This is a genomic window from Aeromonas sp. 1805 (assembly GCF_013085525.1).
Lineage (GTDB): Bacteria > Pseudomonadota > Gammaproteobacteria > Enterobacterales > Aeromonadaceae > Aeromonas > Aeromonas hydrophila.
On the sequence record NZ_CP038515.1, the window covers coordinates 1170920 to 1195621 of the forward strand.

At 62.7% G+C, this 24702-nt stretch carries 20 protein-coding genes; 10 read left to right on the top strand and 10 right to left on the bottom strand.

The annotated features are described in order from the left end of the window. Nucleotides 1-54 precede the first annotated feature (54 nt). From E5E96_RS05615 to E5E96_RS05650, 8 genes are all read right to left on the bottom strand, one after another. A complete protein-coding gene (locus E5E96_RS05615; protein ID WP_171281704.1) occupies nt 55-705 on the bottom strand; it encodes a hypothetical protein in 651 nt (216 codons plus the stop codon). A 422-nt stretch (nt 706-1127) separates the two neighbouring features. After that, nucleotides 1128-1802: a hypothetical protein gene (locus tag E5E96_RS05620; protein ID WP_171281705.1), complete on the bottom strand. Its 675-nt coding sequence runs from the start codon at nt 1800-1802 to the stop codon at nt 1128-1130. A 107-nt stretch (nt 1803-1909) separates the two neighbouring features. After that, entirely contained in the window at nt 1910-3964 is a 2055-nt protein-coding gene (gene recD, locus E5E96_RS05625; RefSeq protein ID WP_171281706.1) for an exodeoxyribonuclease V subunit alpha, read from the bottom strand. Then, a complete protein-coding gene (recB, locus tag E5E96_RS05630) occupies nt 3961-7578 on the bottom strand; it encodes an exodeoxyribonuclease V subunit beta (protein ID WP_171281707.1) in 3618 nt (1205 codons plus the stop codon). Before recB ends, recD begins: the two co-directional genes overlap by 4 nt. Then, nucleotides 7578-10928 (bottom strand): exodeoxyribonuclease V subunit gamma, encoded by a 3351-nt coding sequence (gene recC / locus E5E96_RS05635; RefSeq protein WP_171281708.1) that lies wholly within the window; start codon nt 10926-10928, stop codon nt 7578-7580. The genes recB and recC overlap by 1 nt, the downstream gene beginning before the upstream one ends. Before the next feature lie 226 nt (nt 10929-11154). After that, complete coding sequence (locus E5E96_RS05640; protein ID WP_016352231.1) at nt 11155-11547, bottom strand: DoxX family protein; 393 nt, start codon at nt 11545-11547, stop codon at nt 11155-11157. A gap of 40 nt (nt 11548-11587) precedes the next feature. Further along, the gene (locus E5E96_RS05645) at nt 11588-12274 is read right to left on the bottom strand and encodes a pirin family protein (protein ID WP_016352232.1); all 687 of its coding nucleotides are present in this window, start codon (nt 12272-12274) and stop codon (nt 11588-11590) included. Between the two features lie 30 nt (nt 12275-12304). Then, nucleotides 12305-12637, bottom strand: a complete 333-nt coding sequence (locus E5E96_RS05650) for a hypothetical protein (protein WP_171281709.1) — start codon at nt 12635-12637, stop codon at nt 12305-12307. A gap of 257 nt (nt 12638-12894) precedes the next feature. On the opposite strand from E5E96_RS05650, the gene E5E96_RS05655 reads away from it, so the two are divergent. After that, nucleotides 12895-13809, top strand: coding sequence for a LysR family transcriptional regulator (locus E5E96_RS05655; protein ID WP_011707662.1), 915 nt, complete (start codon nt 12895-12897; stop codon nt 13807-13809). 451 nt (nt 13810-14260) lie between these two features. Further along, the gene (locus E5E96_RS05660) at nt 14261-15025 is read left to right on the top strand and encodes a helix-turn-helix transcriptional regulator (RefSeq protein WP_011707663.1); all 765 of its coding nucleotides are present in this window, start codon (nt 14261-14263) and stop codon (nt 15023-15025) included. A 69-nt stretch (nt 15026-15094) separates the two neighbouring features. Here E5E96_RS05660 and E5E96_RS05665 read toward each other — a convergent pair whose 3' ends face one another. Continuing rightward, nucleotides 15095-15916, bottom strand: coding sequence for a UTRA domain-containing protein (locus E5E96_RS05665; RefSeq protein ID WP_171281710.1), 822 nt, complete (start codon nt 15914-15916; stop codon nt 15095-15097). A 212-nt stretch (nt 15917-16128) separates the two neighbouring features. Between E5E96_RS05665 and E5E96_RS05670 the strand changes: the two genes are divergently transcribed. From E5E96_RS05670 to E5E96_RS05695, 6 genes are read left to right on the top strand one after another with little or no spacing between them, the layout of a single operon-like run. After that, nucleotides 16129-17175 carry an ABC transporter substrate-binding protein gene (locus E5E96_RS05670; RefSeq protein ID WP_017410788.1) on the top strand — a complete coding sequence of 349 codons (1047 nt, stop codon included), beginning with the start codon at nt 16129-16131 and terminating at the stop codon, nt 17173-17175. Between the two features lie 10 nt (nt 17176-17185). Continuing rightward, nucleotides 17186-18019, top strand: coding sequence for an alkaline phosphatase family protein (locus tag E5E96_RS05675; protein WP_171281711.1), 834 nt, complete (start codon nt 17186-17188; stop codon nt 18017-18019). Continuing rightward, a complete protein-coding gene (locus tag E5E96_RS05680) occupies nt 18019-18918 on the top strand; it encodes an ABC transporter permease subunit (protein WP_139388027.1) in 900 nt (299 codons plus the stop codon). Before E5E96_RS05675 ends, E5E96_RS05680 begins: the two co-directional genes overlap by 1 nt. After that, nucleotides 18911-19687, top strand: coding sequence for an ABC transporter permease (locus E5E96_RS05685; protein WP_171281712.1), 777 nt, complete (start codon nt 18911-18913; stop codon nt 19685-19687). The genes E5E96_RS05680 and E5E96_RS05685 overlap by 8 nt, the downstream gene beginning before the upstream one ends. 6 nt (nt 19688-19693) lie before the next feature. Next, a complete protein-coding gene (locus E5E96_RS05690; protein ID WP_171281713.1) occupies nt 19694-20701 on the top strand; it encodes an ABC transporter ATP-binding protein in 1008 nt (335 codons plus the stop codon). A 39-nt stretch (nt 20702-20740) separates the two neighbouring features. Next, nucleotides 20741-21400: an HAD family phosphatase gene (locus tag E5E96_RS05695; protein WP_039215951.1), complete on the top strand. Its 660-nt coding sequence runs from the start codon at nt 20741-20743 to the stop codon at nt 21398-21400. 15 nt (nt 21401-21415) lie between these two features. On the opposite strand, the gene E5E96_RS05700 is transcribed toward E5E96_RS05695, so the two are convergent. After that, nucleotides 21416-23026 (bottom strand): sensor domain-containing diguanylate cyclase, encoded by a 1611-nt coding sequence (locus E5E96_RS05700; RefSeq protein WP_171281714.1) that lies wholly within the window; start codon nt 23024-23026, stop codon nt 21416-21418. A 109-nt stretch (nt 23027-23135) separates the two neighbouring features. Between E5E96_RS05700 and E5E96_RS05705 the strand changes: the two genes are divergently transcribed. Together E5E96_RS05705 and E5E96_RS05710 are read left to right on the top strand one after the other, a co-directional pair. Next, on the top strand, nt 23136-23576 hold the full coding sequence (locus E5E96_RS05705) for a DUF2214 family protein (RefSeq protein WP_011707672.1): 441 nt from the start codon (nt 23136-23138) through the stop codon (nt 23574-23576). A 148-nt stretch (nt 23577-23724) separates the two neighbouring features. Beyond that, nucleotides 23725-24624, top strand: coding sequence for a DMT family transporter (locus tag E5E96_RS05710; RefSeq protein ID WP_171281715.1), 900 nt, complete (start codon nt 23725-23727; stop codon nt 24622-24624). Nucleotides 24625-24702: the final 78 nt, after the last annotated feature.

Below are 24702 nucleotides of genomic sequence, written 5' to 3' on the forward strand. Positions count from 1 at the left end.
ATAAAACTGCATAGGGGATATGATCGCCAGCCATGTAGGTTCGATTAGCGAAGCTTAATTGGGGAGCGGTAACGAGATTGATCTCTTATTTTCTTGCAGGAGAGACGCTGGAAGTGAGGGGATAGAAAAATAAGATTTTTCTGGATATACCTTGTAGCTCTCTAGGTATGACCCAGCCTCATTGACCCGTGTTTTCACCCACACCACACCATAATCCCCAATCCGTTCCTTTCCAATGTCATTATCACTGTAACAAAGATTAAACCAATACCCTGTATGCTTATCTTTTATTTTTAAGCCAGCCTCACAACGCCTGCGTTTACCTTGAGGTGGTCCAGGGCGAACCACTTTATATTCTGTCTCATAGCCAGTTATTTTTTCTGGATAAAAATAAACGTACGTATCATAACCATTCCATGACGTTACAAACATCATAAGGAAACAATTACCAAACGCTTTTGCAATATATTTTAAAGCATTACGTCCGGGACATCGAAAAGCAGTAACAATCGCACCAACCAATCCAAATAGCGCACTGATAGTAATGTAGGTGAGCAATTCTGGAACCGCGTCAGCAATAACTGTTTTATCTGACAATCTTGACTGGAACAGTAAACTTGCCAACCATAGAACAACCAGAAATATACCCCCTCCCCCAAGCAGCATATTCTTTCGCTGTTCGCTTTTGAAACTATTAATTGTCATTCTATTACCTGATTTATCATTAAAAACGAAAAGCATTACACCATTTTGCAATATAAATATAGGCGGTGCAATTCACTTCGTTCATTGCACCCTACTCGCCCTCACCCTACTCTCTCCCAGAGGAAGAGGATAAAGCAGCATCGGGGATATGGCGTTGGCAATCGCGCCTATACCCATGGAACCAAATCTCCCTTCTCCCGTTTATTTAAAAAGGAGGAGAAGGGCTGGGGATGAGGGGAGGAAAAAACAGATTACGCGGTAAAAGTTGGGCTTCGCTACGCTCAGCCACAACCTACAGAATCGGCAGGTTGATGCTGAGCCTGCGAAGCCCAACATACGAGATAAGTCATAACCAATCCAACGAATATATTTAACTTGAGTGCGCAAATATATCCGCTATATTTAAAAGCACCCCAGTAAAATTATATTATCATTTCATTTTTCAAAGTTAAGAAACTCTTTTCTATGACATCAAGGTGAACCTTAACATTGCGAGATAGTACCTTGAAGTGCACTTCCTTAAGCTTTGCTATCATTTCAGTACGTTGAGGCTCAGGATAGTGATCATATGCAGATGCTCCCTTTTGAAAGTCAACATTACTATTAACACCTTGTAATAACTTCTCTATAGATGAACCAAGAAGCTCTGAAAACTGAACCTGCATAGCTAATAAGGCTTGCACTGCAGTAGATGACCCAACTTCATGAAATGGTATATTTCCTAATGCTTTAGCATAGGAATTTACCACGCTATCGTGATAAACGTTATATATCTCAACATTCACCATCCCCTCTTTAGAACAGGAAGAGTCTATAATGTCTCTAATTTTTTTAGAGAAATGGTGTGCTGCTTCTGCGACTGCTAAAACATCTTTCCTTCTATCCTTTTGTCTTGACACCTTGTCATGACTAGCAATCCAAGAGGATGCAATGATCGCTAACACCGAACCACCAGCCTGAATCCAAGCGGGGAGTTCATCTGTGCTACCAAACTTCAAATATGCCCCAATAACCAAAAAGCTCGCTAACAACAATGTAAATAAATGACGATTATAAGAGCGAAGCCGTGGTAATTTATTTTCCCAAAAATTTCTCATTTTAAACATTTCCAGAAGTGATACGTTCCTAAAAGTACCGCATGTTTGCATTTGATTGGCTAATCGTAAGCCAATGGCGATAAATCACTTTACCGCCATCCAATCAATCACTCCCCCAACCTCTCCGCCAATCCGGAATAACGCTCGGTCTTTTTCCGTACCGCTTGGGCCAGCAGGGCGCGATCGCCGTAGAGATCGAGGCGGGCCTTGGCGCGGGTGATGCCGGTATAGACCAGCTCGCGGGTCAGCAGCGGGCTGGCGCTGTCGGGCAGCACCAGCACGGTATGGGCAAACTCCGAGCCCTGGGATTTGTGGATGGTCATGGCGTAGACCGTCTCGTGGGGCGGCAGACGGCTGGGCAACAGCGCCCGCAGGGTGCCATCCGGCTGCTCGAACCAAACCTTGAGCCGCCCGCTTTCATCGGGCAGGCAGAGCCCCATATCGCCGTTGTAGAGGCCGACCCCGTGATCGTTGCGCACCACCATCACCGGGCGACCGGCATACCAGTCGCCGTCGCGGGCAATCAGGCCAGCCCGTGACAGGGCCAGTTCGAGCCGCTCGTTAAGCCCCTCGACGCCAAACGGGCCATCGCGCAGGGCGCAGAGGATCTGGAAGCTGTTGAATGCCTTGAACACGGCGGCGGGCGCTTCCCCGGCGCGGGCCGCCTTCAGGTAATTGCCGTAACCGGCGACCCCCTGGGCAATCAGGGCGTCATAGGCCTCCCCGGCCCAGGGGTGCAGGCTGATATCGGCAAAGCCCATTCCCCAGACTGATTCCACCGCCGTGGCATCGCCGCTGTTGCAGGCGCGCGCCAACTGGCCGATGCCCGAGTGCTGATCAAAGCGCCAGCTCTTGGCCAGCAAACAGAGGCTGTCGCGCACCGGCGCCCCCGCGGGCGTGCCCTGCAAGCGGTAACCGGTCTGGCGGGAGAGCCAATCCGCCTGCGCCGGGCTGATGCCCTGTTCGATAAAGCTGCAGATATCGCCGAGCACGGCCCCCGCCTCCACCGAGGCGAGCTGATCCTTGTCGCCGAGCAGGATCAGGCGGGCGTGGCTCGGCAGCGCATCGAGCAGCCGCGCCATCATCGGCAGGTCGACCATGGAGGCCTCATCCACCACCAGCAAGTCGAGGTGCAGCGGGTTACCCGCGTGGTGGCGGAACTGGCTGCGCCCCGGAATGACCCCGAGCAGCCGGTGCAGGGTACCCGCCTCGGTGGGAATTGCCTCGACCCACTCGGGGGGCAGATCCAGGGCCTGCAGGGCAGAGCCGATACTCTCGGTGAGGCGCGCCGCCGCCTTGCCAGTGGGAGCCACCAGCCGGATCGCCGGGGCCTTGCCTGCCTGCAGGCCGGTCTCCACCAGAATGGCCAAGAGCTTGGCCACCGTGGTGGTCTTGCCGGTGCCGGGGCCGCCGGAGATGACCGCAAAGGGGCGCGCCGCCGCGGTGGCCGCCGCCAGCTTCTGGCCGTTGCAGCAGAGCGCCTCGGGCACCAGCGCATCCAGCTTGCCAAGGTCGCTCGCCGCCTGGGCGCTGGCCAGCAGCCCTTCGATAGCGGGCCAATCCACCTCGCTCGGGAACACCAGATCCAGATACTTCAGGGTAAAGTGGCGGGCCGAGAAGTCAGGGGCGAGGCGGGCCTTGAGCAGCGCCGCGAACACCAGGCCGTAGTCGCGGGCAAACAGCCGCGACAGGGCCGCGGCGATCTCCGGCCATTCGGCGCGTTCACTCAAAGCGCGCAGATGGCTGGCCACCCCCAGCTCAAAGTCGTGGTAGCGGGTGAGGTAGAGGCGCCCGTGCCACAGCCGCAGCGGCCAGCGCGGGGCGACCCCGTCATCCTGCTCGGTGCCAACCAGTGGACTCTCTGCAAACAGGGCGGGCCAGCGGGCAGGATCCGCCAGATCGGCCAGCAGATCCCGACTCTGATCCGGATCCAGCCCGAACGGGCGCAAGGATCCCTTTTCGTTACCGGAATGTGCCAGCATTTCCAGCGGCAGACAGACATGGCCGCGCCCCAGCTCGAAGCAGGCGAGCGCCGCCCCCAGCACCAGCTCAGGGCTGCCGCCCAGATCGGCCACCAGCCTGGCAAATTGCAGATCCAGCTGGCGAATGCGGCCGGCCAGCGCCAGGGCCTTGAGCCGTTCAATCATCATGGTGCCGTTCATACTTCTACCCCGTTATCCGATACCCCGGCGAGGGCGGGCGCCGCCCCCTCGCCAAACAACCGATCCAGCCCCAGCACCAGTTCACGACTGGGGCGGGTATGGAAAATGCCCCCCTGCGGCATGCCGCGCAGGAACAGATAGAAAACGCCGCCAAAGTGCTGCTCGAAGTCGTAACCCGGCAGGCGCAAGGTGAGCAGCCGGTGCAGCGCCAGCGAGTAGAGCTGGTATTGCAGGTCGTAGCGGTGCTCCGCCATCGCCCGCTCCAGCGCCGGACGGCTGTAATCGGCGGGGCTCATGCCGAGGTGGTTGGATTTGTAGTCGAGCAGATACCAGCGCCCCTGCCACTCGAACACCAGATCGATAAAGCCCTTGAGCATCCCCTGCACGGTGGCAAAGCTGAGTGGCTTGTTGCCCCGCGACAACGGGTCGTGCTGCTGACAGAGCGCGGTCAACGCCGGTGCCGTCACCCGCCCCATGGGCAGGAAGAACTCCAGCTCCACCTGTTTGCGCTCGGGGGCCAGATCCCGCAGCCGCACCGGCTCGCCAAAGCCTGTCTCCAACGGAGTATCGAGCACCGTCTCCACCTGCTGTTGCAGCACTTGGGCCCAGCTCTCGTCGAAGCCATCCTGCGCCAACAGGGTGGCAATGTGCTGCGCCAGCGGCTCGCCGCCGGCGCTTTGAAAATCGATGGTCTCGAACAGGCTGTGCAGCAGGGTGCCGGGGCGCGCCCCTTTCGGGAAGGTAAAGATGGAAGGCTGGGGTGCCTCTTCCTGTTGTGCTGTAGACAGGTCGGCAGCCAATGCGGCCGCCTCGGTGACGACCTCGTCATCGAAGCCGGGGTTGGCCAGCACGCCCTTGCTGTGACCGTGCCCCTGCGCCGCCAGCCCGGAGTAGGAACTGATCCACCAGTCCCGCTCAAGGGTGCCGGTAAAGTGGCGCACCTGCGGCTCGCCCAGTTGCTCCTCCTCCGCCGTCATGGGGGCCGGGCGAGTGAGCGAGGGCTCACCGACGGCCACCCCGGGCAGCGCCTGCGCCAGCTCGGTCAGGGCAGTCGCCAGCGTCTGCGCATCCCCCTCCTCGCCCTTTTGCAGCAGGTAGCCGATGGCGGTCTGGTGCAGGTCGGTCTGCTCCGACTTGCCATTGCCGGAGCGCACCGGCGCCAGCCCCAGCCAGGTGGCGTAGACGCCCCGGGTCAGCGCCACGTAGAGCAGCCGCAAATCTTCGGCAAGCCGCTCGCGGTCGGCCTCGGCCAGGGACGCCTCGGCGCCGGTGAGATCGAGCACGGTGCGATTGCCCGCCCCGTCCGCTTCGTGGAACAGCGGGGTATCGGCAGCGCGGTGGCTGCAGATAAAGGGCAGGAACACCAGCGGGTACTCCAGCCCCTTGGATTTGTGGATGGTGACGATCTGCACCAGCTTGCGCTCGGATTCGAGGCGCAGTACCTGCTCCGCATCCTGGCCATCGGGGCGACTCGCCGCCTCCCCCAGCCAGCGCAGCAGGGCATATTCGCCGTCCAGCTCGCAGCTCACCTGTTGCAGCAGCTCGCCGAGGTGGAGGAAGTTGGTCAGCCGCCGCTCGCCGTTCGGGCTCGCCAGCAGGGAGGAGGCGAGATTGCGCCGGTGCAGCAGGGCGCGCAGCATGGCCAGCACGCCGCGCTTGTGCCAGATCTTGCGGTACTCCATAAACTCCTGCACCGCGCTCTCCCACGCCCGCTCGTCACTGGCGAGCTCGTCGAGCGCCTTGGCGTCCAGATCGAACAGCCCGGTGGCGAGCGCCGCCCTAAGGCTGCGCTCCTCACCCGGGTTCTGACAGGCGTGCAGAATGAGCAAAATTTCCCGCGCCTCCACCTGCGCCAGCACGCTCTCGCGATTCGACAGGTAGACGGAGGCGATGGCGAGCCGCGCCAGCTCCTGCTGCACCAGCTTGCCCTCGGCGCCGGTGCGCACCAGCACGGCGATATCGCCCGCTTTCACCGGCTGATCGCCGATCTGCGCCTTGCCCGCGCTGGCCTGGGTCAGCAGGCGGTGGATCTCCACCGCCGTGGCGCGGGCCATCTTGCTCTGGTAATCCCCCTTGTTGAAGGTGGGCTGGCCGCTCAGCTGCCAGCAGTGGAGCACGGGAGCGGCGTCACCATCCAGCTGCAGCGCCTTGCTCTTGCCCTGCGCCTCCACCGGCAGGAAGGGGATATCCGCCTCGTAGATAAAGGGATCCTTGGCCCGCTCGAACAGGCCGTTGACCGCCGCCACCAGCGCGCGGCTGGAGCGCCAGTTGCGCCCGAGGGTGTAGTGGGCGCTCACATTTCGCCGCGCCTGAATGTAGGTAAAAATGTCGGCGCCGCGAAAGCCGTAGATGGCCTGCTTGGGGTCACCGATCATCAGCAGCGCCGTGTCTGTGTGGCCGCCGTAAAGACGGTGGAAGATGCGGTACTGCTGGGGGTCGGTATCCTGAAATTCGTCGATCATCGCCACCCGGTAGGTGGCGCGAATGCGCTCGCACAGCCGCTCGCCAAGGCCGGAGCCGAGCGCGCCGTCGAGGTCTTTGAGCAGGTCATCGAACGAGAGCTGATGGGCCTGCCGCTTGCTGGCCTGCATCCGGCTGCGCACCACCTTGGCCGCCCGTTGCAGGATGAGATCCCGAATGCCGGGGCGACTCGCCAGCAACGCATCGATCTGGCTGAACAGCGGCAGAGTCGGCACTGCGCCCCCCTTCTTGAGGTTCTCCTCCAGCACCGTCTGGCCGAAGCGCTCCAGCTCCTTGGGAATGGCGTAGCCGCTGTGCTCGTCCTGCGCCCAGTCGGCTATCTTGGCGAGCCAGCCTTCGTAGTTCTTGCCGGTGTAGCGGCTTACTTGCCCATCCGTCTGGCGGCGGATCTCGTCCCCTTGCGCCAGCCATTCACGCTTCACCGCCTCAATGCGGGCCATGGCCGCCTGATGGCGGGCGGCGAGGGTCTCGTCCCCCGCCGGCGGGCGCATCTCCAACTCGCTGTTGTCGAGCCAGCTGCCCATCTCCCGCAGCAGGGCGGCGGGGCTCGGCCAGAGCGCACGCACGGCGCTGGCGAGCGGCTTGTCCACCGGATAGAACTCGGATCGCCAGTAGTCGCTCACCGCCTGCAGCCTGAGCTGGCTGTCGTCGGTGAGAAATTCGGTTTCAAAGAGAGCGCCCGACTCGAAGGCGTTCTGTTTCAGCATCCGCTGGCAGAAGCCGTGGATGGTGAAGACCGCCGCCTCGTCCATCTGCCGCTCGGCAGCCAGCAGGCGGCGGGCCGCCAGCTCGTGATCCTCCACCTCCGCCAGCAGCTGGCTCAGCAGGGCGTCCTTGCTCTCACCGCGCATGAAGGCGAGGCGTGCCTCGTGGATGCGGGCGCGGATCCGGCCACGCAGCTCGGCGGTAGCCGCCTCGGTAAAGGTCACCACCAGGATCTCGGTCACCGAGAGCGGCCGCTCGTGGGCGCTGGGTTGACCGGCATCGGCGCCTTCTTCAATGAGCGGGCCGTGGCCCAGCAGCAGGCGCAGGTAGAGACCGGCGATGGTGTAGGTCTTGCCGGTACCGGCGGAGGCCTCGATCAGCCGCTCGCCATAGAGGGGAAAACGCAGGGTATTGAGCGGGTTGGCCATTATTGCAACTCCTCCAGGCTCTTGAGCAGCGGGGTCAGGTGTTCACGGGCCAGCGCCTGCAACTGGGCCAGCACGGCCTCGTCGAGTTCCGGGAAACAGCGGGCGACATAAGCGTCTTCCCCCTCCCCCTTGGCCATGTAGCCGCCGTTGAAGCGGGTGAGGGCCGCCTTGTCGGCCACCTCCGGTTTCTCCGGATCCTTCTCGATCGCCTTGAGCCAGTCCCAGGCGGTGCTCGGGAAGAAGGGCAGCGGCCGCTTCATCCCCTGCATCCAGAGCGCCACCAGCGCCGCCAGCTTGGGCCGCGCCTCGTCAGCCGGGAGCCTGGCCAGCCGCAGACTCTGCTTGGCGTCGAACAGCAGGGTGTCGCCGGGGGCATCGCTCAGGGCGAGGCAGAGGTGCTGGATCCAGCCCAGCAGCAGATCCTTGCCGTTGAAGCTGCCGGGCTTGATCACCAGCAAGCGCCCCTTCTGGGTGTCGATCCACCCTTGCAGCTGACCCTGAGCCAGCGCGATATCGACCTCCACCGCCTGTTTCTCCGCCTCATTGGCCGCCACCCAGGGCCGCAGCCGATCCGCCAGCTTGCCCATCTGATCGTCCAGATCCTCCAGCAGCAGGCTGCCGAACCACCCTTGCGGCAGCAAGCCGGTAAGCTGCAGCCGCTCGCGGCGCATGGCACTGTCCCCCTGTGCTAGGTGAGCAGCGAGCAGCAGGTCTTTCAGCTGGTAATTTTGCAGACCGTCCAGCTCGAACGGTTCGCTCTCCTCGATGTTGGCTTCGTTCAGTTCAAACCACACCTTGAGACGGCGGTTGAGGAAGTAGCGGGCTGGCTGGCGATAGAAGCGCAGCAGCTCCGCCAGCTCCAGCCCCTGCTCCTTGCCCCATTCGGGGGGGAGCGGCAGCTCGCCGCTCTGGAAGTTGGCCGCCCCGCGCTGCGGATGGAGGGCCGGCAGCCAGTCGGCAGCATAGGTAAACAGGCCGGAGCCTGCGGCCGGATAGAAGTAGGCGTGGCTGTAGGGGGTGAGCGGATGCTGGGTGATCAGGTGCGCCAGCAGCCGCTTGCCGGAGCTCTCGTCATCGAGGTGCTCATCCCCCGCCAGCACGAAGCCCTGTCGCACATAGTCGATGAGTTCGGCCAGCAGCACCGAGGGCACCTTGTCGCTGTTGTCCTGGGCGCTGAAACCCTGATAGCTGATGTAGAGCCCCTGCTGGGCGCTGAGCAGCGCCTCGAGAAACAGGTAGCGGTCGTCATCGCGACGGGAGCGATCCCCCCGCCGGCCCGCCACCGCCATCAGGTCAAACCCCATGGGCGGCAGGGTGCGCGGGTAAACGCCGTCGTTCATGCCGAGCAGGCAGACCTGCTTGAAGGGGATGGAGCGCATCGGCATCAGGGTGCAGAAGTTGACCTGACCGGCGAGGAAGCGCTGGCTGGAGCGGGACTCCCCCAGCACGCTGCCGAGGTAGTCCTGCAACAAGTCCGCACTGATGGGCTGCTCGAAGCGGGTCTCGCCGAGCTGGGCGAGCCAGTCGGCCAGCTGGCTGCGGATCAGTTGCAGCTGGCGCTCTTCATCCTCGTCGGCCAGATAGAAGCGCTCCAGCAGCGCGTTGAGGCAGGCGACCCACTCCCCCAGCGGCTGCGCCTGTTGCAGGCGGGGTAAAAATTCGGCCAGCGAATCGACGAACCAGGCGAGCTTGCCGAGCGCCAACCCCTGCTGACCTTCAATGTCTGCATAGGGCAGAATGCCGGCCACCGGTTCGCCATCACCCATGGCAAAGCCGAGCAGCATGCGGCGCAGGCCGAACAGCCAGCTGTTGCCAGAGAGGCGCGGCAGATCGAAGCGCTCGGGGTAGCCGTCATCCAGCCCCCAGCGGATGCCGGTCTCCTGCACCCAGACCCGCAGCTGGTTGAACTCCTCGTCATCCAGCTCGAAGCGGCGCAGCACGGCAGGCACCTCGAGAATGGCGAGCAGCTCCCCCGCCCCAAAGCGGGCGTTGGGCAGCCTGAGCAGGGCGAGGAAGCTCTGCAGCAGCGGGCTCTCCTGACTGGCCGCCCGATCCGATACCGCGAAGGGGATCTGGCCGCGTGCGCCAAACACCGCCTGAATGTAGGGGCCGTAGCTGTTCACGTCCGGCATCATCACCACCACGTCTTTCGGGGTGAGGGAGGTGTCCTGCTCGAACAGCGCCAGCAGCCGGTCGTGCAGCACCTCGAGCTCGCGCATCGGGCCGTGGCAGGCGTGGATCTGCAGGGATCCATCCGCCGGATCGAGTGGGCTCTTGTGGTGGCTGGCGTCGAGATCGAACTGGCCGGCGCCCCGTTCGGCCAGCTCCAGCACATCCTTCTGGATGGCGTGCAGCAGCTTGATATTGCCCTTGCCATCCAGCTCGTCGATATCGACGAAGGCCTCGATTTGCGGCACCTCCAATTCCATCAGCTGATGCAGGTAGTCGCGCCCCAGCTTGCCCATGGAGGCAAGCAGCGGGTTGGCGGGTCCCTGCAGGGTCTCGATATCGGTGCCGGGCTTGAGCTTGTTCTCCAACCGTGCCAGGGTCTTGCGATCGAGCAGGTCACCCCAGTAGTAGCGGCAAGGGTTGGTGACGAACAGGTGCACCTCCACCTCCGGCCGGCTGCCGAGGGCCAGCAGCGCCTCCACATAGCGCGGCGGCAGCGCCGAGATGCCGAACACGAAGACCCGCTGCGGCAGCTTGCCCGGCAGCGTGGCGGTACGCTGCAGCTCGTGGATGAACTCCTCGTAGAGGTTGGCACGGTGGTAGCCGCTTGGAGAAAGCGCCAACGTGCGGGCCACCAGCTCGCGCCACAGCTCGGGCTGCCAATCCTGACCGCTCACCCCGGCCAGCTCCTGGCTCAACCCTTCCCCCTGTTCCCAGCGGGCGATCCAGTCCGGCCGGTAGACCAGATACTGGTCGAACAGATCCGCCACCTTCTGGCAGAGCTGCCACAGCCGCACCTGCTCGGGATCCTTGGCAGGATCCGCGTCCTCCCCGCCCAGATAGGCGGCCAGTGGCGCAAAAGCGGGACGATCGAGCAGGGCGGGCAGAATGGTCATCAGCTGCCAGCTCATGGCGCCCTTGTTGTAGGGGCTCTGGCGCGGCACGTCCGCCAGCACCTGGGTGAACATCTCCCAGATAAAGCTGGCGGGCAGCGGAAAGTCGATATTGGCGGCAATGCCGAAGGCCTTGGCCAGCTCCAGCTTGAGCCACTGGGCCATGCCCGGGCTCTGCACCAGAATTTGCTCGCGCTCGAAAGGGTGAGAGAGAGGGGCCTGCCGGATGCGGCTCACCAGCAGCTCTTTGAGCAGATCCAGCTGATTGGAGTGGTAGAGGGTAAACATGGGCAATTCCCGCCAGAGCAAAAGAGGAGTCAGCGCGGGAAAACCTCAAGGATCCCCGTCACTTCACAGGTATCGGGATTGTCGGGGATCGGGGGGGAAGATGCAAAAGGCGCTTGTTGTCGCCGATCACGTCGCCGTCATCTGCCGCAGGCAAATGTGACGGGCATAAAAAAGCCGGTGCGATTGCACCGGCCAAAAGGCGTTGGAAAACTCGAACCTGCGGGGTTTACCAGTTCTTGCCGAAGCGGGCATCCAGGCTGAAGGCCCCTGCACCGGCCGCCGCCAGGGCCAGGAAACCACCGGCCACGGAGACGTTCTTCATGAACATCAGCATCTGCATCTGGTCGGCAGGCTGATAGTGGAAAATAAAAGCGGCCATCAGGGTGAAACCGGCCATCAGCACGGAGAGGCTGCGGGTAAACAGGCCCAGCATGATGGCGAGGCCACCGCCCAGCTCCAGCAGGATCACCAGCGGCAGGATGAAACCGGGCACGCCCATGGCTTCCATATACCCCTGGGTACCGGCGTAACCGCCGATCTTGCCCCAGCCCGCAATCACAAACATCAGAGCCAGCAGAACGCGACCCACCAGCAGTGCCAAATCTTTCATCTTGTCCATTTCAATATCCTCGTTTTGCGTCACATCACCGCTGACTGCTTCAGGGTAGGTCAAATAACAGGGCTTGGCTGGCACTCGCGGCCACCAGATCCCATTTGGGCTCATCACGACTGAGAACCCCGTCGCCGGGTCGGGCAGCCAGACCGTTGGCGGTCAGCTCCCCTGAAATCATCTGCAGGTAGCCGTGTCGGCCGGCCAGCTCCCAGGTGAGGCTCTCACCCGGTTCAAGCTGCAACCGCCAGACGCGGGCCTGCTGGCGGATCCTGAAGGATCCTGCTTCGCCGTCCGGTGACGCCACCAGCGTCATGCCCGGATTGGCTTCAATCTTCTTCTGCTGATAGCCGGGTGTCGTGCCGTGTTCGTTCGGCTCGATCCAGATTTGCAGCAGGGAGAGCGGCTCGGTCTGCGAGGGGTTGTACTCGCTGTGCCGGATGCCGGACCCCGCGCTCATCAGCTGGAAATCCCCCGCCGGGATCTGCTCGGCATGGCCGAGGCTGTCCTTGTGCTCTATGGTGCCTTGCAGCACGCAGGTCAGGATTTCCATGTTGGCGTGAGGGTGGGTCGCGAAACCGCCACCCGGCGCCACCAGATCCTGATTGATGACCCGCAGCACTGAATGCCCCATCCAGTCCGGGTCGTAGTAGTGCCCGAAGGAAAAGCTGTGGCGCGCATCCAGCCAGCCGAAGTTGGCCTTGCCGCGCGCTTCTGCGGCTCTCAATTTCATCATGGTGTGCTCCTCACGTACCGATACGGTTGATTAACGCTGCTTGCCGCTACCGATGCCGAACGGAATGCGGTAGTTGCTGCTCTGCTCACCCAGGCTCACGGTCAGGTTGCCCTGGGTGCGGCTCGGGATCTGTACCTGCTGGCTGCCCATCAGGTTGGCATGGACGGAGGCAACCAGGTCGCCAGACTCGTCACGCACTTCCAGCATGGGGTTGCCCTTGCCTTCCACCGCAGCGGTGGCGTGCCAGTTCACAAACAGCACGCCCGGGGCGGCGTTGAGGTCAGCCGGGACGGAAGCCTGGGCGAAACCTGCGGTCATCAGGCCTGCAACGGCCAGCATCTTGATTACGTTTTTCATGTTCATTCACTCTCTTGGTTTTATGTCATTGCCAAGGCCGCTGTGGCCAGAATCAATGCATCCATGCAAGAGGTCATTCAAATAGTGTGTTGTTCTTTCACCGAAGTCAGACTCCCTGATTGATGGAGTCACAGTCTGGAACTACCCGTTTATTTGGCTGCTTGGCGTTCCTGCCTAAGCGTTGATTGAATATTAAAGACACTTGGCCTAACTTGTTAGCGAGATAAACTGGCAAACATGTTCAAAAAAATTGAAGGCAATTTATGGCCAAGGAACTGAACAAGGAACGGGCGCTGACCCTGGAAGCCATCCGGGTGCTGGATGCCATCGACCGCCGTGGCAGCTTCGCGGCGGCGGCCGACGAACTGGGCAAGGTGCCCTCGGCGCTGAGCTACACGGTGCAGAAGCTGGAGGACGAGCTGGACGCCATGCTGTTCGACCGCAGCGGCCACAGAACCAAGTTCACCCCGGCGGGTCGCATGCTGCTGGAGCGGGGTCGGGTTCTGCTGGAAGCGGCCGAGCACTTGGTGGGCGAGACCCGGGCACTGGCCCGTGGCTGGGAGACCGACATCACCATCGCCGTCGATGCCCTGGTGCCGCTGCAGGCGCTCTATCCCCTAGTGGAGCGGCTGGCCGAGCTGACCGATACCCGGCTCAGGCTGCGGGCCGAAGTGCTGGCGGGCAGCTGGGAGTGTCTGGAGGATGGCCGGGCCGACCTGCTCATCTCCTCCCTCAATCCCGACATCATGATGACCGGCATCAAGCACCAGCCGCTGCAGGAGGAGGTGATGCTCTACGTCGCCCACCCGGATCACCCCCTGCATCAGGAGCCCGAGCCCCTGGCGGACGATACCCTGCGCCGCTACCGGGCCATCGCGGTGGCCGACACGGCGCTGCGCAAGCCGGTGCTCACCTATCGCCTGCTCGACAAGCAACCGCGCCTGACCGTCAGCACCATGGGCGAGAAGCGCGACGCCCTGCTGGCGGGGATCGGGGTCGGCACCATGCCGCTGAGCTGGATTGAAGAGGACATCAGGGCCGGACGGCTCAAGGTGATCAGCCCCGAGTATCGCCACCAGATCCAGGTCGTGCTGGCCTGGCGGCGCGACACCATGGGCAAGGCCAAGAGCTGGCTTATTCGGGAGATCCCCAAGCTGTTCCCCTGCAAGGGGGAATAAAGCGGGCGGCAACATAAGAGGGGGCGCAAGCAGCGACAGCGAACTGCCGGTGCCCAACCGCTTGACGGCGGGCGCAAATTCGGAGAAAAGAAAAAAGCGGCCCTCTTGCGAGTTCCGCTCAATGCCAGGAAAGAATAAAAACCTTGCGGTTTAAAAAACCCTTAAATTGGAAGCAAACAATCGATTTCTCAACCAGGAAGGTCTTGAATCCGATTCGTGTTGAATTATGCGCGATGTTTTATGCGCCACCAGCAAAATGTTGAATGGTTGAAGGATATGCACCGCAGAGTATCACTATCTGCAACCTTCCACTCAGACTGGTCTGGCCATTTCCATCGATTACGCCGGGTTTGTTTCCTCTGGTTTTTTTAAGTGTCAGTATCTGAGCCCATAACGACAAAAGAACTCAGTTTCTGACACAACATAAAGATGCAGATAAAGGAATAGTTGCATGACCTACAGCCAGACCCTGGCCAACAATATTCTCGACACCCTGAAGAAGACCCTGACCGACAAGGGGATCCGCTATCAGACCCTGGCAGAAGCCATGGGCGTCTCCATCGCCACCGTCAAACGGATGATGAACAAGCCCTCCCTGCCGTTCGATACCCTGCTGGAGATCTGTCACCTGGTGGGGCTGTCGTTCGAGGAGCTGCTGGACCGCACTCAGGACGCCCAGAGCCGCCGTGCCGTCTTCACCCAGGAGCAGGACGAGGCATTCCACAAGGAGCCCGGTCTATACGCCTTTCTCGCCAACATCTTCTGGCGCGACAAGACCCTGATCGATCTGAAACGGGAGTACGGCCTGACCGATGCCTCCTGCTACCTCTATCTGCGCAAGCTGGAGAAGCTCGGCATCCTGCAGCTCGGCATCGACAACAGCTACCACTTCCTCATCAGCGAGCGGATCAGCTTCGAGCAGCACAGCCGCTTCGCCCGCCAGCAGGCGCGCCAGGCCATGTCCGTGCTGGGGGACTATCTGGTGGAGAACATGCACAAGTCCAACAACTACATGGCGCTGTGCCAGCTCCATCTGGACGAGAGCGAGGCGATGGCGCTGATCGAGCGGATGAAGGAGTACTGGCACCAGGAGCTCAAGCTCAACCGCCCCGCCATCGGCCAGCGGGAGGGCAGCAAGACCTACACCATGTCGCTGCAGCTGGCCGACTGCGGCTACCAGAGCTTCGACGATCTGATCCCCAATATCGACAACTGATCCCGGCGGATCCTGCTGGATCCGCCACCCTCCTTTCCACGCAGGCATGGCCCGCCGAGGCTCATTGGCTCATCCCTGATCCGCGAGCTGGATCTGCGCCGGCCTGTCGAATGCAGGCGGCTGCAATGCTCGCGTATCCAGACAGATGCGGATCGCATCCGGTCGCCAGTGCTCAATGTCGCAATCCACCAGCGCACCTCGCTCGTCGTAGTTGACCCGCACCAGCCGCAGCACGGCGCTCCCTTCCGCCAGATTGAGGGCGCGGGCGATGGCGCCGCGCGCCGCCGAGGGGGTGATCTCGAGACTCGCCCCACCCTGGCCTATGCCATAGAGTTGCTGATAGAGCTCGGTGAGGGAGCTGGCCAGCGGCGCGCTGGCGATGTCGGGAAAGCGGCTGGCCAGCAGATGGTGGCTGACGTGCAATACAGGACGACCGTCGATGAGGCGCAGGCGGCGGATTTCATACAGCGGGGTAAAAGGATCCAGCCCCATCCAGCGGCACAGCTCGCTGCTGGCCAGCTCGCTGCCGTGGGCCAACACCCGGGTTTCGGCGGTGCGCTGCTGCTCGCCGATCCACTGGTGAAAGTGGGTGTGGATGGCGGGATCGTAGGTGAGGCGAGGCGGCGCCACGAACCAGCCGCGCCGCTCGGCCCGGTAGATAAGGCCATCCGCCTCGAGGCTGGAGAGCGCCTCCTTGATGGTGATGCGGGTGGTGGCGAAGCGCTCGCTCAGGGCCCGCTCGGCGGGCAACTGCTGCCCCGCCGCCAGCTGGCCGCTGCCGATATAGCGGCGCAGGGTCTGGCAAATCTGTTCACACTTGGAGGCGCGGCCATCGGCCGCGACCCGCTCGCTCAATCTCGATTCAATCACGCTCATATCCCTGTCGCTCATCCTGACTGCGGCGGCTGGCTTCGCCCTTGTTGGTTCAGCCCTTGCTGGAGTAGTCCAGCTTCACTTGGGTTCAGAGTTGTAACCGCTGTGGATGACAGCACCATGACAGGGCGATTGTCATCAAACTGCCATCAAAGCGCCCCGCCACCGTCATATTTCCCCTCTAGCATCCCTCTCGAACCTTAACTGACCTAGTCCAGAGGGATGGGATGATGAAAAGCGTGATCGCAAGTGCACTGGCCCTGGTGGCCATCAGTCAGCCACTGTTTGCCGCCGAAAATATCGCGGATCTCGAGAAAGCCGCTCGCGGTGAAGGGCAGCTCAGCAGCATCGGCATGCCCGACAGCTGGGCCAACTGGAAGGATACCTGGCAGCAGCTCGGCAGCATCTACGGCATCAAGCATCAGGATACCGACATGAGCTCGGCGCAGGAGATCGCCAAGTTCGCCGCCGAGAAGGCCAATGCCACCGCCGACATCGGCGACGTGGGCGGCGCCTTCGGCCCGGTGGCGGTCAAGCAGGGGGTCACCCAGCCCTACAAGCCATCCACCTGGGCCGACATTCCCAACTGGGCCAAGGATGCGGACGGTCACTGGATGCTGGCCTATACCGGCACCATCGCCTTCCTGATCAACAAGGATCTGGTCAAGGCCGCCCCCACCAGCTGGCAGTCCCTGCTGGGTGGCGACTACAAGGTGACCCTGGGTGACGTCGGTGTTGCCTCCCAGGCCAACAACGGCGTGCTGGCAGCGGCCTATGCCACCGGTGGCAGCGAGAAGAATCTGAAACCTGCGCTGGAGTTATTCGGCCAGCTGGCCAAGCAGGGCCGTCTGTCGCTCAACGACCCGACCATCGCCAACATCGAGAAGGGTGAGGTGGAAGTGGGGGTGCTGTGGGACTTCAACGCGCTGAACTACCGCGACCAGATCGACCCCAAGAAGTTTGAGGTGGTGATCCCGAGCGACGGCTCCGTCATCGCCGGTTACACCACCATCATCAACAAGTGGGCCAAGAACCCCAACGCCGCCAAGCTGGCGCGGGAATACATCCTCTCCGACGCCGGCCAGATCAACCTGGCGCGTGGCTATGCCCGCCCCATTCGCAGCAACGTGACCCTGCCGGACGACGTCAAGGCCAAGCTGCTGCCGGCTGAGCAGTACGCCAATGCCAAGCCGGTACAGGATCACGCCGCTTGGGAGCAGAGCTCCAAGGCCCTGCCGCGCCAGTGGCAGGAAACCGTCATGATCAACATGCAATAAGGAACGGCCTGTGCAACACAAGGTGATAGTGGTACTTGTGGATGGCCTCTCTGCCGAGGTAGCCCATTGCATGGGCTACCTCGCAGGCATGGTGGAGGCGGGCCAGGGGTTGCAGGCAACCCTGAGCTGCGCCCTGCCCTCCCTCTCCCGGCCCCTCTACGAGTGCATCCTGACCGGGTCGACGCCAGCGGAGAGCGGCATCACCCACAACGGGGTGAGCCGTCTCAGCCGGCAGGAGTCCATCTTCCATCTGGCCCGGGCGGGCGGCAAACGCACCGCGGCAGCAGCCTACCACTGGGTGAGCGAGCTCTACAACCAGAGCCCCTGGCAAGCGGCCCGCGATCGCTTCACCCATGACGAACGGCTGCCCATCCAGCACGGCTGCTTCTACTGGGATGACGGCTACCCCGACAGCCATCTGCTGATGGATGGGGAATGGCTCAGAACCCAATATGACCCCGATTTTCTGCTGATCCACCCGATGGGGGTGGACGATGCAGGCCACCAGTTTGGCCTCGATTCCCGCCAGTACCGCAATCAGGCGCGCCGGATGGACAGCCTGCTGGCCGACCTGCTGCCCCAGTGGCTGGCGGAGGGGTATCAGCTGGTGATCACCTCGGATCACGGCATGAACAATGACCTGAGCCATGGCGGCACTCTGGCCGAGGAGCGCCGGGTACCGCTCTGGCTGTTTGGCGATGCGTTTGTGGCCCAGTGGCCCGCCGGCCCCGCCATGCAGCAGACCCAGCTCTGCACCCTGATGGCAGACCTGCTGGGGGTGCCCCACGACAAGCCGAGCGGCCCGCCGCTGCTCAAGGCAGGCAACCAGCCGGAGGTGCACTGATGATGCCTGCCACCACCGAGATCCTGGCGGATCAACCCGCCATCACCCGGCGCCGGCTGCGCCGCCACTGGCTGCCGGCCCTGGTGCTGCTGCCGTTCATCCTCTTGATGATCCTGTTCCAGCTCGCCCCCATGGTGTGGGTATTGGTAGGCAGCTTTCAGACCCCCGATGGCTGGGGCCTCGCCTACTACCGGGAGATTCTGAGCTCCCCCTTCTACCTGCAATCGTTCGGCAACTCGCTGCGCATCGCCGGTATCGCCAGTCTGGCGGGCCTTGCCATCGGCACTTTGGGGGCGGCTGCGCTGCGCCACAGCGGCGAGCGGGTCAAGCGGGTGCTGCTGGCCTTTGTCACCATGACCGGCAACTTCAGCGGGGTGCCGCTGGCATTCGCCTTCATCATCATTCTCGGCATCAACGGCGCGGTGACCCTGCTGCTGAAATCCTGGGGCCTCATCGACGGTTTCAACCTCTACTCGGGCAGCGGCCTCATCCTCATCTACACCTACTTCCAGATCCCGCTCGCCCTGCTGCTGCTCTACCCGGCGTTCGATGCGCTGCAGGATGAGTGGCCGCAGGCCGCCGCGCTGCTGGGGGCGAGCAAGGGGCAGTATGTGTGGCACGTGGCGCTGCCGGTGCTGACGCCGGCGCTGCTCGGCACCCTGATCATCCTGTTTGCCAACGCGGTGGGGGCCTATGCCTCCGCCTACGCCCTCACCACCGGCAACTTCAATCTGGTGACCATCCGGGTGGCCAGTCTGGTCTCCGGCGACATCTTCCTCGAGCCCAACATGGCGGCGGCGCTGGCGGTGATCCTGATGGTGCTGCTGGGAGTGGTGACGGCCGCCAACCAGTGGCTGCTGAAAAAGAGCTATGTGAACAAGGGGCAATCCCATGCGTGATCTGCAACCGAGCTGGCCGCGCTGGGTGCTGGGGGGGCTGGTCGCTACCCTGCTGCTGCCGCTGCTGGCCACCTTTCTCTACTCCATCTCCACCCGCTGGGGGGCGACCCTGCTGCCGGACGGCTTCACCCTCGACTGGTATCTCAAACTGTGGGGCGACCCGCGCTTTCTGGCGGCATTTGGCCGCAGCCTCCTGGTCTGCTTCGCCACCCTGCTGCTGGGGACCCTGGTGCTGGTGCCCACCGTGCTGGTGGTGGCCTACTACTTCCCCAAACTGGATCCCTGGATGAACCTGTTGATCCTGCTCCCCTTCGCGGTGCCGCCGGTGGTCTCCTCGGTCGGGCTGCTGCAGATCTACGCCGACGGCGTCTTGCCCATCATCGGCACGCCGTGGATCCTGATCGGCACCTGGTTCACCGTGGTGCTCCCCTTCATGTACCGGGCGCTGGCCAACAGTTTGCAGGGGGTGCCACTCAGGGATCTGATGGATGCCGCCCATCTGCTGGGGGCGAGCAGCGCCCGCGCCTTCCTGCTGGTGGTGATCCCCTGCCTGCGCAAGGGGCTGCTGGCGGCGCTGTTTCTCTCGCTCTCCTTCCTGCTCGGCGAGTTCGTGTTTGCCAACATGCTGGTGGGTACCCGTTACGAGACCCTGCAGGTCTACCTCTACAACATGCGTTCAACCTCGGGCCACTTCACCAGCGCGCTGGTGATGAGCTACTTCCTGCTGACCCTGCTGCTCACCTGGGCGGCGAACAGATTTCATCGGTGAATCAACATGTTCCATCTAGAAGTAAATCAACTGCACAAATCCTATGGCGACACCAAGGTATTCGAGGGGATTGAATTCGGTATCCGCAAGGGGGAACTGGTGACCCTGCTCGGCCCCTCCGGCTGCGGCAAGTCCACCCTGCTGCGGGCGCTGGCCGGGCTCACCCCGGTCGATGGCGGTCAGGTGCGGGTGGCCGGTGAGGACATCACCTGGCAGGAACCCCAGAAGCGGGGCATCGGCATGGTGTTCCAGAGCTATGCGCTGTTCCCCAACATGACGGTGCGGGACAACGTTGCCTTTGGCCTCAAGATGAAGCCCCAGCCGGGACGGGATCTCGCCGCCAGCGTGCAGGAGGCGCTGGAGCTGGTGGAGCTGACCGGTTTCGAGCGCCGCTATCCGGCCGAGCTCTCCGGCGGCCAGCGCCAGCGGGTCGCGCTGGCCCGGGCGTTGGTGGTGCAGCCGCGGATCCTGCTGCTGGACGAGCCGCTCTCGGCGCTGGATGCCCGCATCCGCCGCAGCCTGCGCCAGCAGATCCGCGAGATCCAGCAGCGCCTCGAGCTCACCACCATCTTCGTCACCCACGATCAGGAGGAGGCACTGACCATGTCGGACCGGATCTTCCTGATGAACAAGGGATCCATCGTCCAGAGCGGCACGCCGGAGGAGATCTACACCCGTCCCGCCAGCGAGTTCGTGGCGAGCTTTATCGGCAACTACAACCTGCTCGATGGCGAGCAGGCCTGCGCCCTGTTCGGCCCCCGTTTTCAGGGCAAGCTGGCGCTGCGACCGGAGTCTCTCTCCCTGCTGCCGGCCGGCGCTCACAGTGACGAACCTCACCTGCCGGGGGTTATCAGCGGACAGCAACTGCTCGGCAACGTGATCCGCTATCAGGTGAGTTGCGCGGCGGGCCTGCTGACGGTGGATTGCCTCAACCGCTGTGCCGGTGATCTGCTGCCGGTGGGCTGCGCCGTGACCCTGGTGGTGGCCCGGGATCAGCTCTGTGAGGTAGCATGACACCGCATTTCATTTCCATTTTTACTGCGAGGAGCGCCCATGGCACTGGCACTGTTTGATCTGGACGAGACCCTGATTGCCGGGGATTCCGCCAGCCTCTGGCTGGCGTACATGGTGGCCGAGGAGCTGGCTCCCGCCAGCATGATCGCCGAAGAGCAGGCGATGATGTCCCTCTACCATCAGGGCAAGATGGACATGCACCAGTACATGGCCTTCACCCTGCAACCGCTGGCGGGCAAGACGCGCCAGTGGCTCGACTCGCTCTGCGCCCGCTTTGCCGAGCAGGTGCTGCGCGATCGTATCTATCCGGAGGGGTTGGCACGCATCGAGTGGCACCGCCAGCGCGGCGACGAACTGGTGCTCATCTCCGCCTCCGGCGAGCATCTGGTGGCCCCCATGGCGCAGATGCTGGGGATGGATCACTGCGTGGCCATCCTGCTCGACGAGGAGGCCGGCATGCTGACCGGCCAGACCCGCGGCACCCTCAGCTTTCGCGAGGGCAAGGTGGCCCGCATCAACCAGCTGTTTGCCGCCAGCGCCAACCCCTGGCAGGAGAGCCACGGCTACAGCGACTCCCACAACGACCTGCCGCTGCTGCAGGCGGTGACCCACCCCCATGCGGTCAACCCGGCGCCCGGTCTGCGCCAGATCGCCATCGAGCAGGCCTGGCCGACCCTCGACTGGCAGCTGGCCTCCTGAATGAAGAAGAGGCCCTCAGGCCTCTTCCTTGCTCAGCAGTGCATCGTCGGCAGGGGGAGCATCCTCCTGCCTCTTCGCCTCCGGCCTGCCCAGATAGATGCGGTTCTTGCCGTCGCGTTTGGCCCGGTACACCTCGGCATCGGCGATCTCCAGCAGCGTCTTGCCATCCATCCCCGCCTGACTGGCCACCAGCCCGCCGCTGAAGGTGATCCTGAGCTCGGGCTCGCGCCAGTCCAGTGACTCCACCCCCTTGCGGAACTGCTCCAGCAGCATCTGGCAGAAGTGAATGTCCGGGTTGACCAGCAGCACCACCAGCTCCTCGCCACCGTAGCGGCAGACCCAGCCGTGATCCCCCAGCAGTCGCATGCCCAGCTTGGACACCCGCTTGAGCACCACGTCCCCGGTCTGATGGCCGAAGGTGTCGTTGACCCGCTTGAAATCGTCCAGGTCCACCATGGCCAAGCAGAACGGCTGATGCTCGAACAGCAGACGATTGACGCGTTCATCGAAGAAACGACGGTTGTAGAGGCCGGTCAGCTTGTCTAGGTTGGCCTGCTGGCGCGCCTCGTGATAATCCTTGCTCACCTCCGCCAACTCGGCATAGACGTGTCTGAGCTCGCGCATCCCCCCCTGCGGCACCTCATCGGGCTGCATCCGGCTCGCCCGGATCATGCTGGAGATCTCGTCGAGCATGCGGCGAAAATAGCGGGACCAGACCAGCGCCAGCATCACGTAGAGCACGCAGGCCAGCGCCACCATCAGCTGCACGTTGAGGGAGACCCGCTCCACCACCGCCATCACGCTGGCCGCCGGCTGCACGCTGATCAGCACCCAGTTGCGCTCGGGCAGCTTGCTGTAGGCCACGAACTGGCTGGATGCCTTGTCCAGAAAGATGCCGTCCTCCTGGCTGAAGCGGGAGAGCCACTCGGGATGGGCCATGGGTTTGAGCAGCTGGGCGGTGTCAGGATGTGCCAGCACCTTGCCGGACTGGTTGACGACCATCTGGTAGCCATCCCCCAGCTGGCGATTCAGCTGGGCGGAAAAGGGGGCCAGGATGGCATCCATCGCAAACACCCCGCGTACCTTGCCTTCCCGGTCGGTCAGGGCCCGCGTCAGGGCGATCACCAGATTGCCGTTGGTGTAGTCGTAATAGGGCTCGGTCCAGACCATCTTGCCCACGTGCTGGCTGGCCAGCTGATACCAGGGGCGAACCCTGGGATCGAAGTTGGCATCTGCCTGCCAGGCGGGGTAGATCAGCATCTGGCGTTCGGCGGTACCAATGTAGATGTAGACCAGATCGGCCATGACCCCCTTGTAGAGCTGCCACTCCTTCAGATAGGTCTCGGTGTTGTGCAGACGGGGGCCGCTGATGTCCGCCACCTGCACCTGGTCGTAGATGAGGGTGAACTGGCGTTCCATCTCGTGCAGATAGGGTTCGATGAAGACATGCCGCAGCTGGTGATTGGTGGCGAGCAGGCGCTGCTGCAGCTCGTTTTGCAGGCTGCGCTCCATGTGCAGGTAGTAGATACCCCCCAGCATCAATACCGGGATGAACAGCAGAAGCAGGCCCAGACGCATCCGGGCAACCAGGGACCAGGTTTTTTTGGAGACCGCTCGTTTATCCAATCCTGACTCCTGCTATTGCCAGACAACGCGTAGTGTCAGAATATCAGCAGCGCGAGATGGCGTCCAAAGGGAAGCTGACCATCTGCTCAACGAGAGGTAATCGACAAGGATGCTGAACCCGGATCTGTTGATGGCGCTGCACTACTGCGCCGTGATCACCCTGACCGGAGCGATCACCTCCGAATATTTTCTGTTCCGTCGCGGCATGTCCATCGAGCAGGTGCGCAAGCTGCTGCTGGCCGACGGCCTGGCGGCGCTGGCCCTGCTGCTCATCTTCATCACCGGGGTGTTGCAGGTGCTTGCCCACCCCGACGAGCCGTCCGTGCTGCTCGCCAATCCGGGCTACCGCACCAAGCTGCTGCTGTTCTGCGTGATGGCCATCAGCTTTGGCTACCCCAGCCGTCTCTTCTACCGCTGGCGCCGCTCCCTGCGCCAGGGGCGCGCCCCCATGGTCTCCATCCAGCAGCAGTTCTGGGTGATCTGGATCCTGCGCGGCAACCTGCTGCTGCTCGCCCTCATCCCCCTGCTGGCCGGCATCGCCAACGGTTGAGCCGCACGAGCTGCGGCAAGCCCTTGGGATAACCGCCCACATAGCCAACCTCATCGACAGCTAAAGACAAATCCCCCCGCGCACGGTTATCTTGGAGGCTGGCGCTTTGCGGCACGGCCCTGCCCGTCCGTCTTTCAGGGATGAATCTATGCGTTCGAACATGATGTTATTGATGGCCGCCGCCATCTGGGGGCTGGGCTTCGTGGCCCAGCGACTCGGGATGGACCACATGGGGCCTTACACCTTCAACGGCCTGCGCTTTCTGTTGGGGGCCGCCTCCCTGCTGCCGCTACTGTGGTGGCTCAAGTCCCGGCAACCCAGTGCACAGCCCGGTGATCGGCGTCTGCTGCTGACCGGCGGCCTCATAGCCGGTACCGTGCTGTTCAGCGCCGCCTCGCTGCAACAGGTGGGGCTGCTCTACACCACGGCAGCCAAGGCGGGTTTCATCACCGGTCTCTACATCATACTGGTGCCGGTGATCGGGCTCGCCCTGCGCCACAAGACGGGGGCCAACACCTGGGTTGGCGCCCTCATCGCCATGGCAGGGCTCTACTACCTCAGCGTCACCGAGGACTTCACCATCGGCTACGGCGACCTGCTGCAGGTGGTGGGCGCACTGTTCTGGGCCGTACACCTGCTGGTGCTGGATCACTACTCGAGTCGGGTCGCCCCCATTCGCCTCGCTGGCGTTCAGTTCGTGGTGTGCGGCCTGCTCAGCCTGGGCACCGCGCTGGTCATCGAGCCCCCCAGTCTGAGCGGCGCGGTGGCAGGCTGGCAGGCCCTGCTCTATGCCGGCCTGGTGTCGGTCGGGGTAGGCTACACCCTGCAGGTAGTGGGACAGCGCGGCGCCCATCCGGCCCATGCCGCCATCATCCTCAGCCTGGAGACGGTGTTCGCCGCCATCGGTGGCGTGCTGTTGCTGGGGGAAACCCTCGACGAACGTGCCATGGTGGGCTGCGCCCTGATGCTGGCAGGCATGCTGATTTCCCAGATCCGTCTGCGCTGGTGGTGGAAATCCCGGCGGGACAAGGTGCCGAGCCAATCCTAACCGAGTGAGCCAGCTTCGGCCTGTCGTCTGATGCTGGCCCACATGCCTGATCTCCCAGATCCGGCTGCGCTGGTGGTG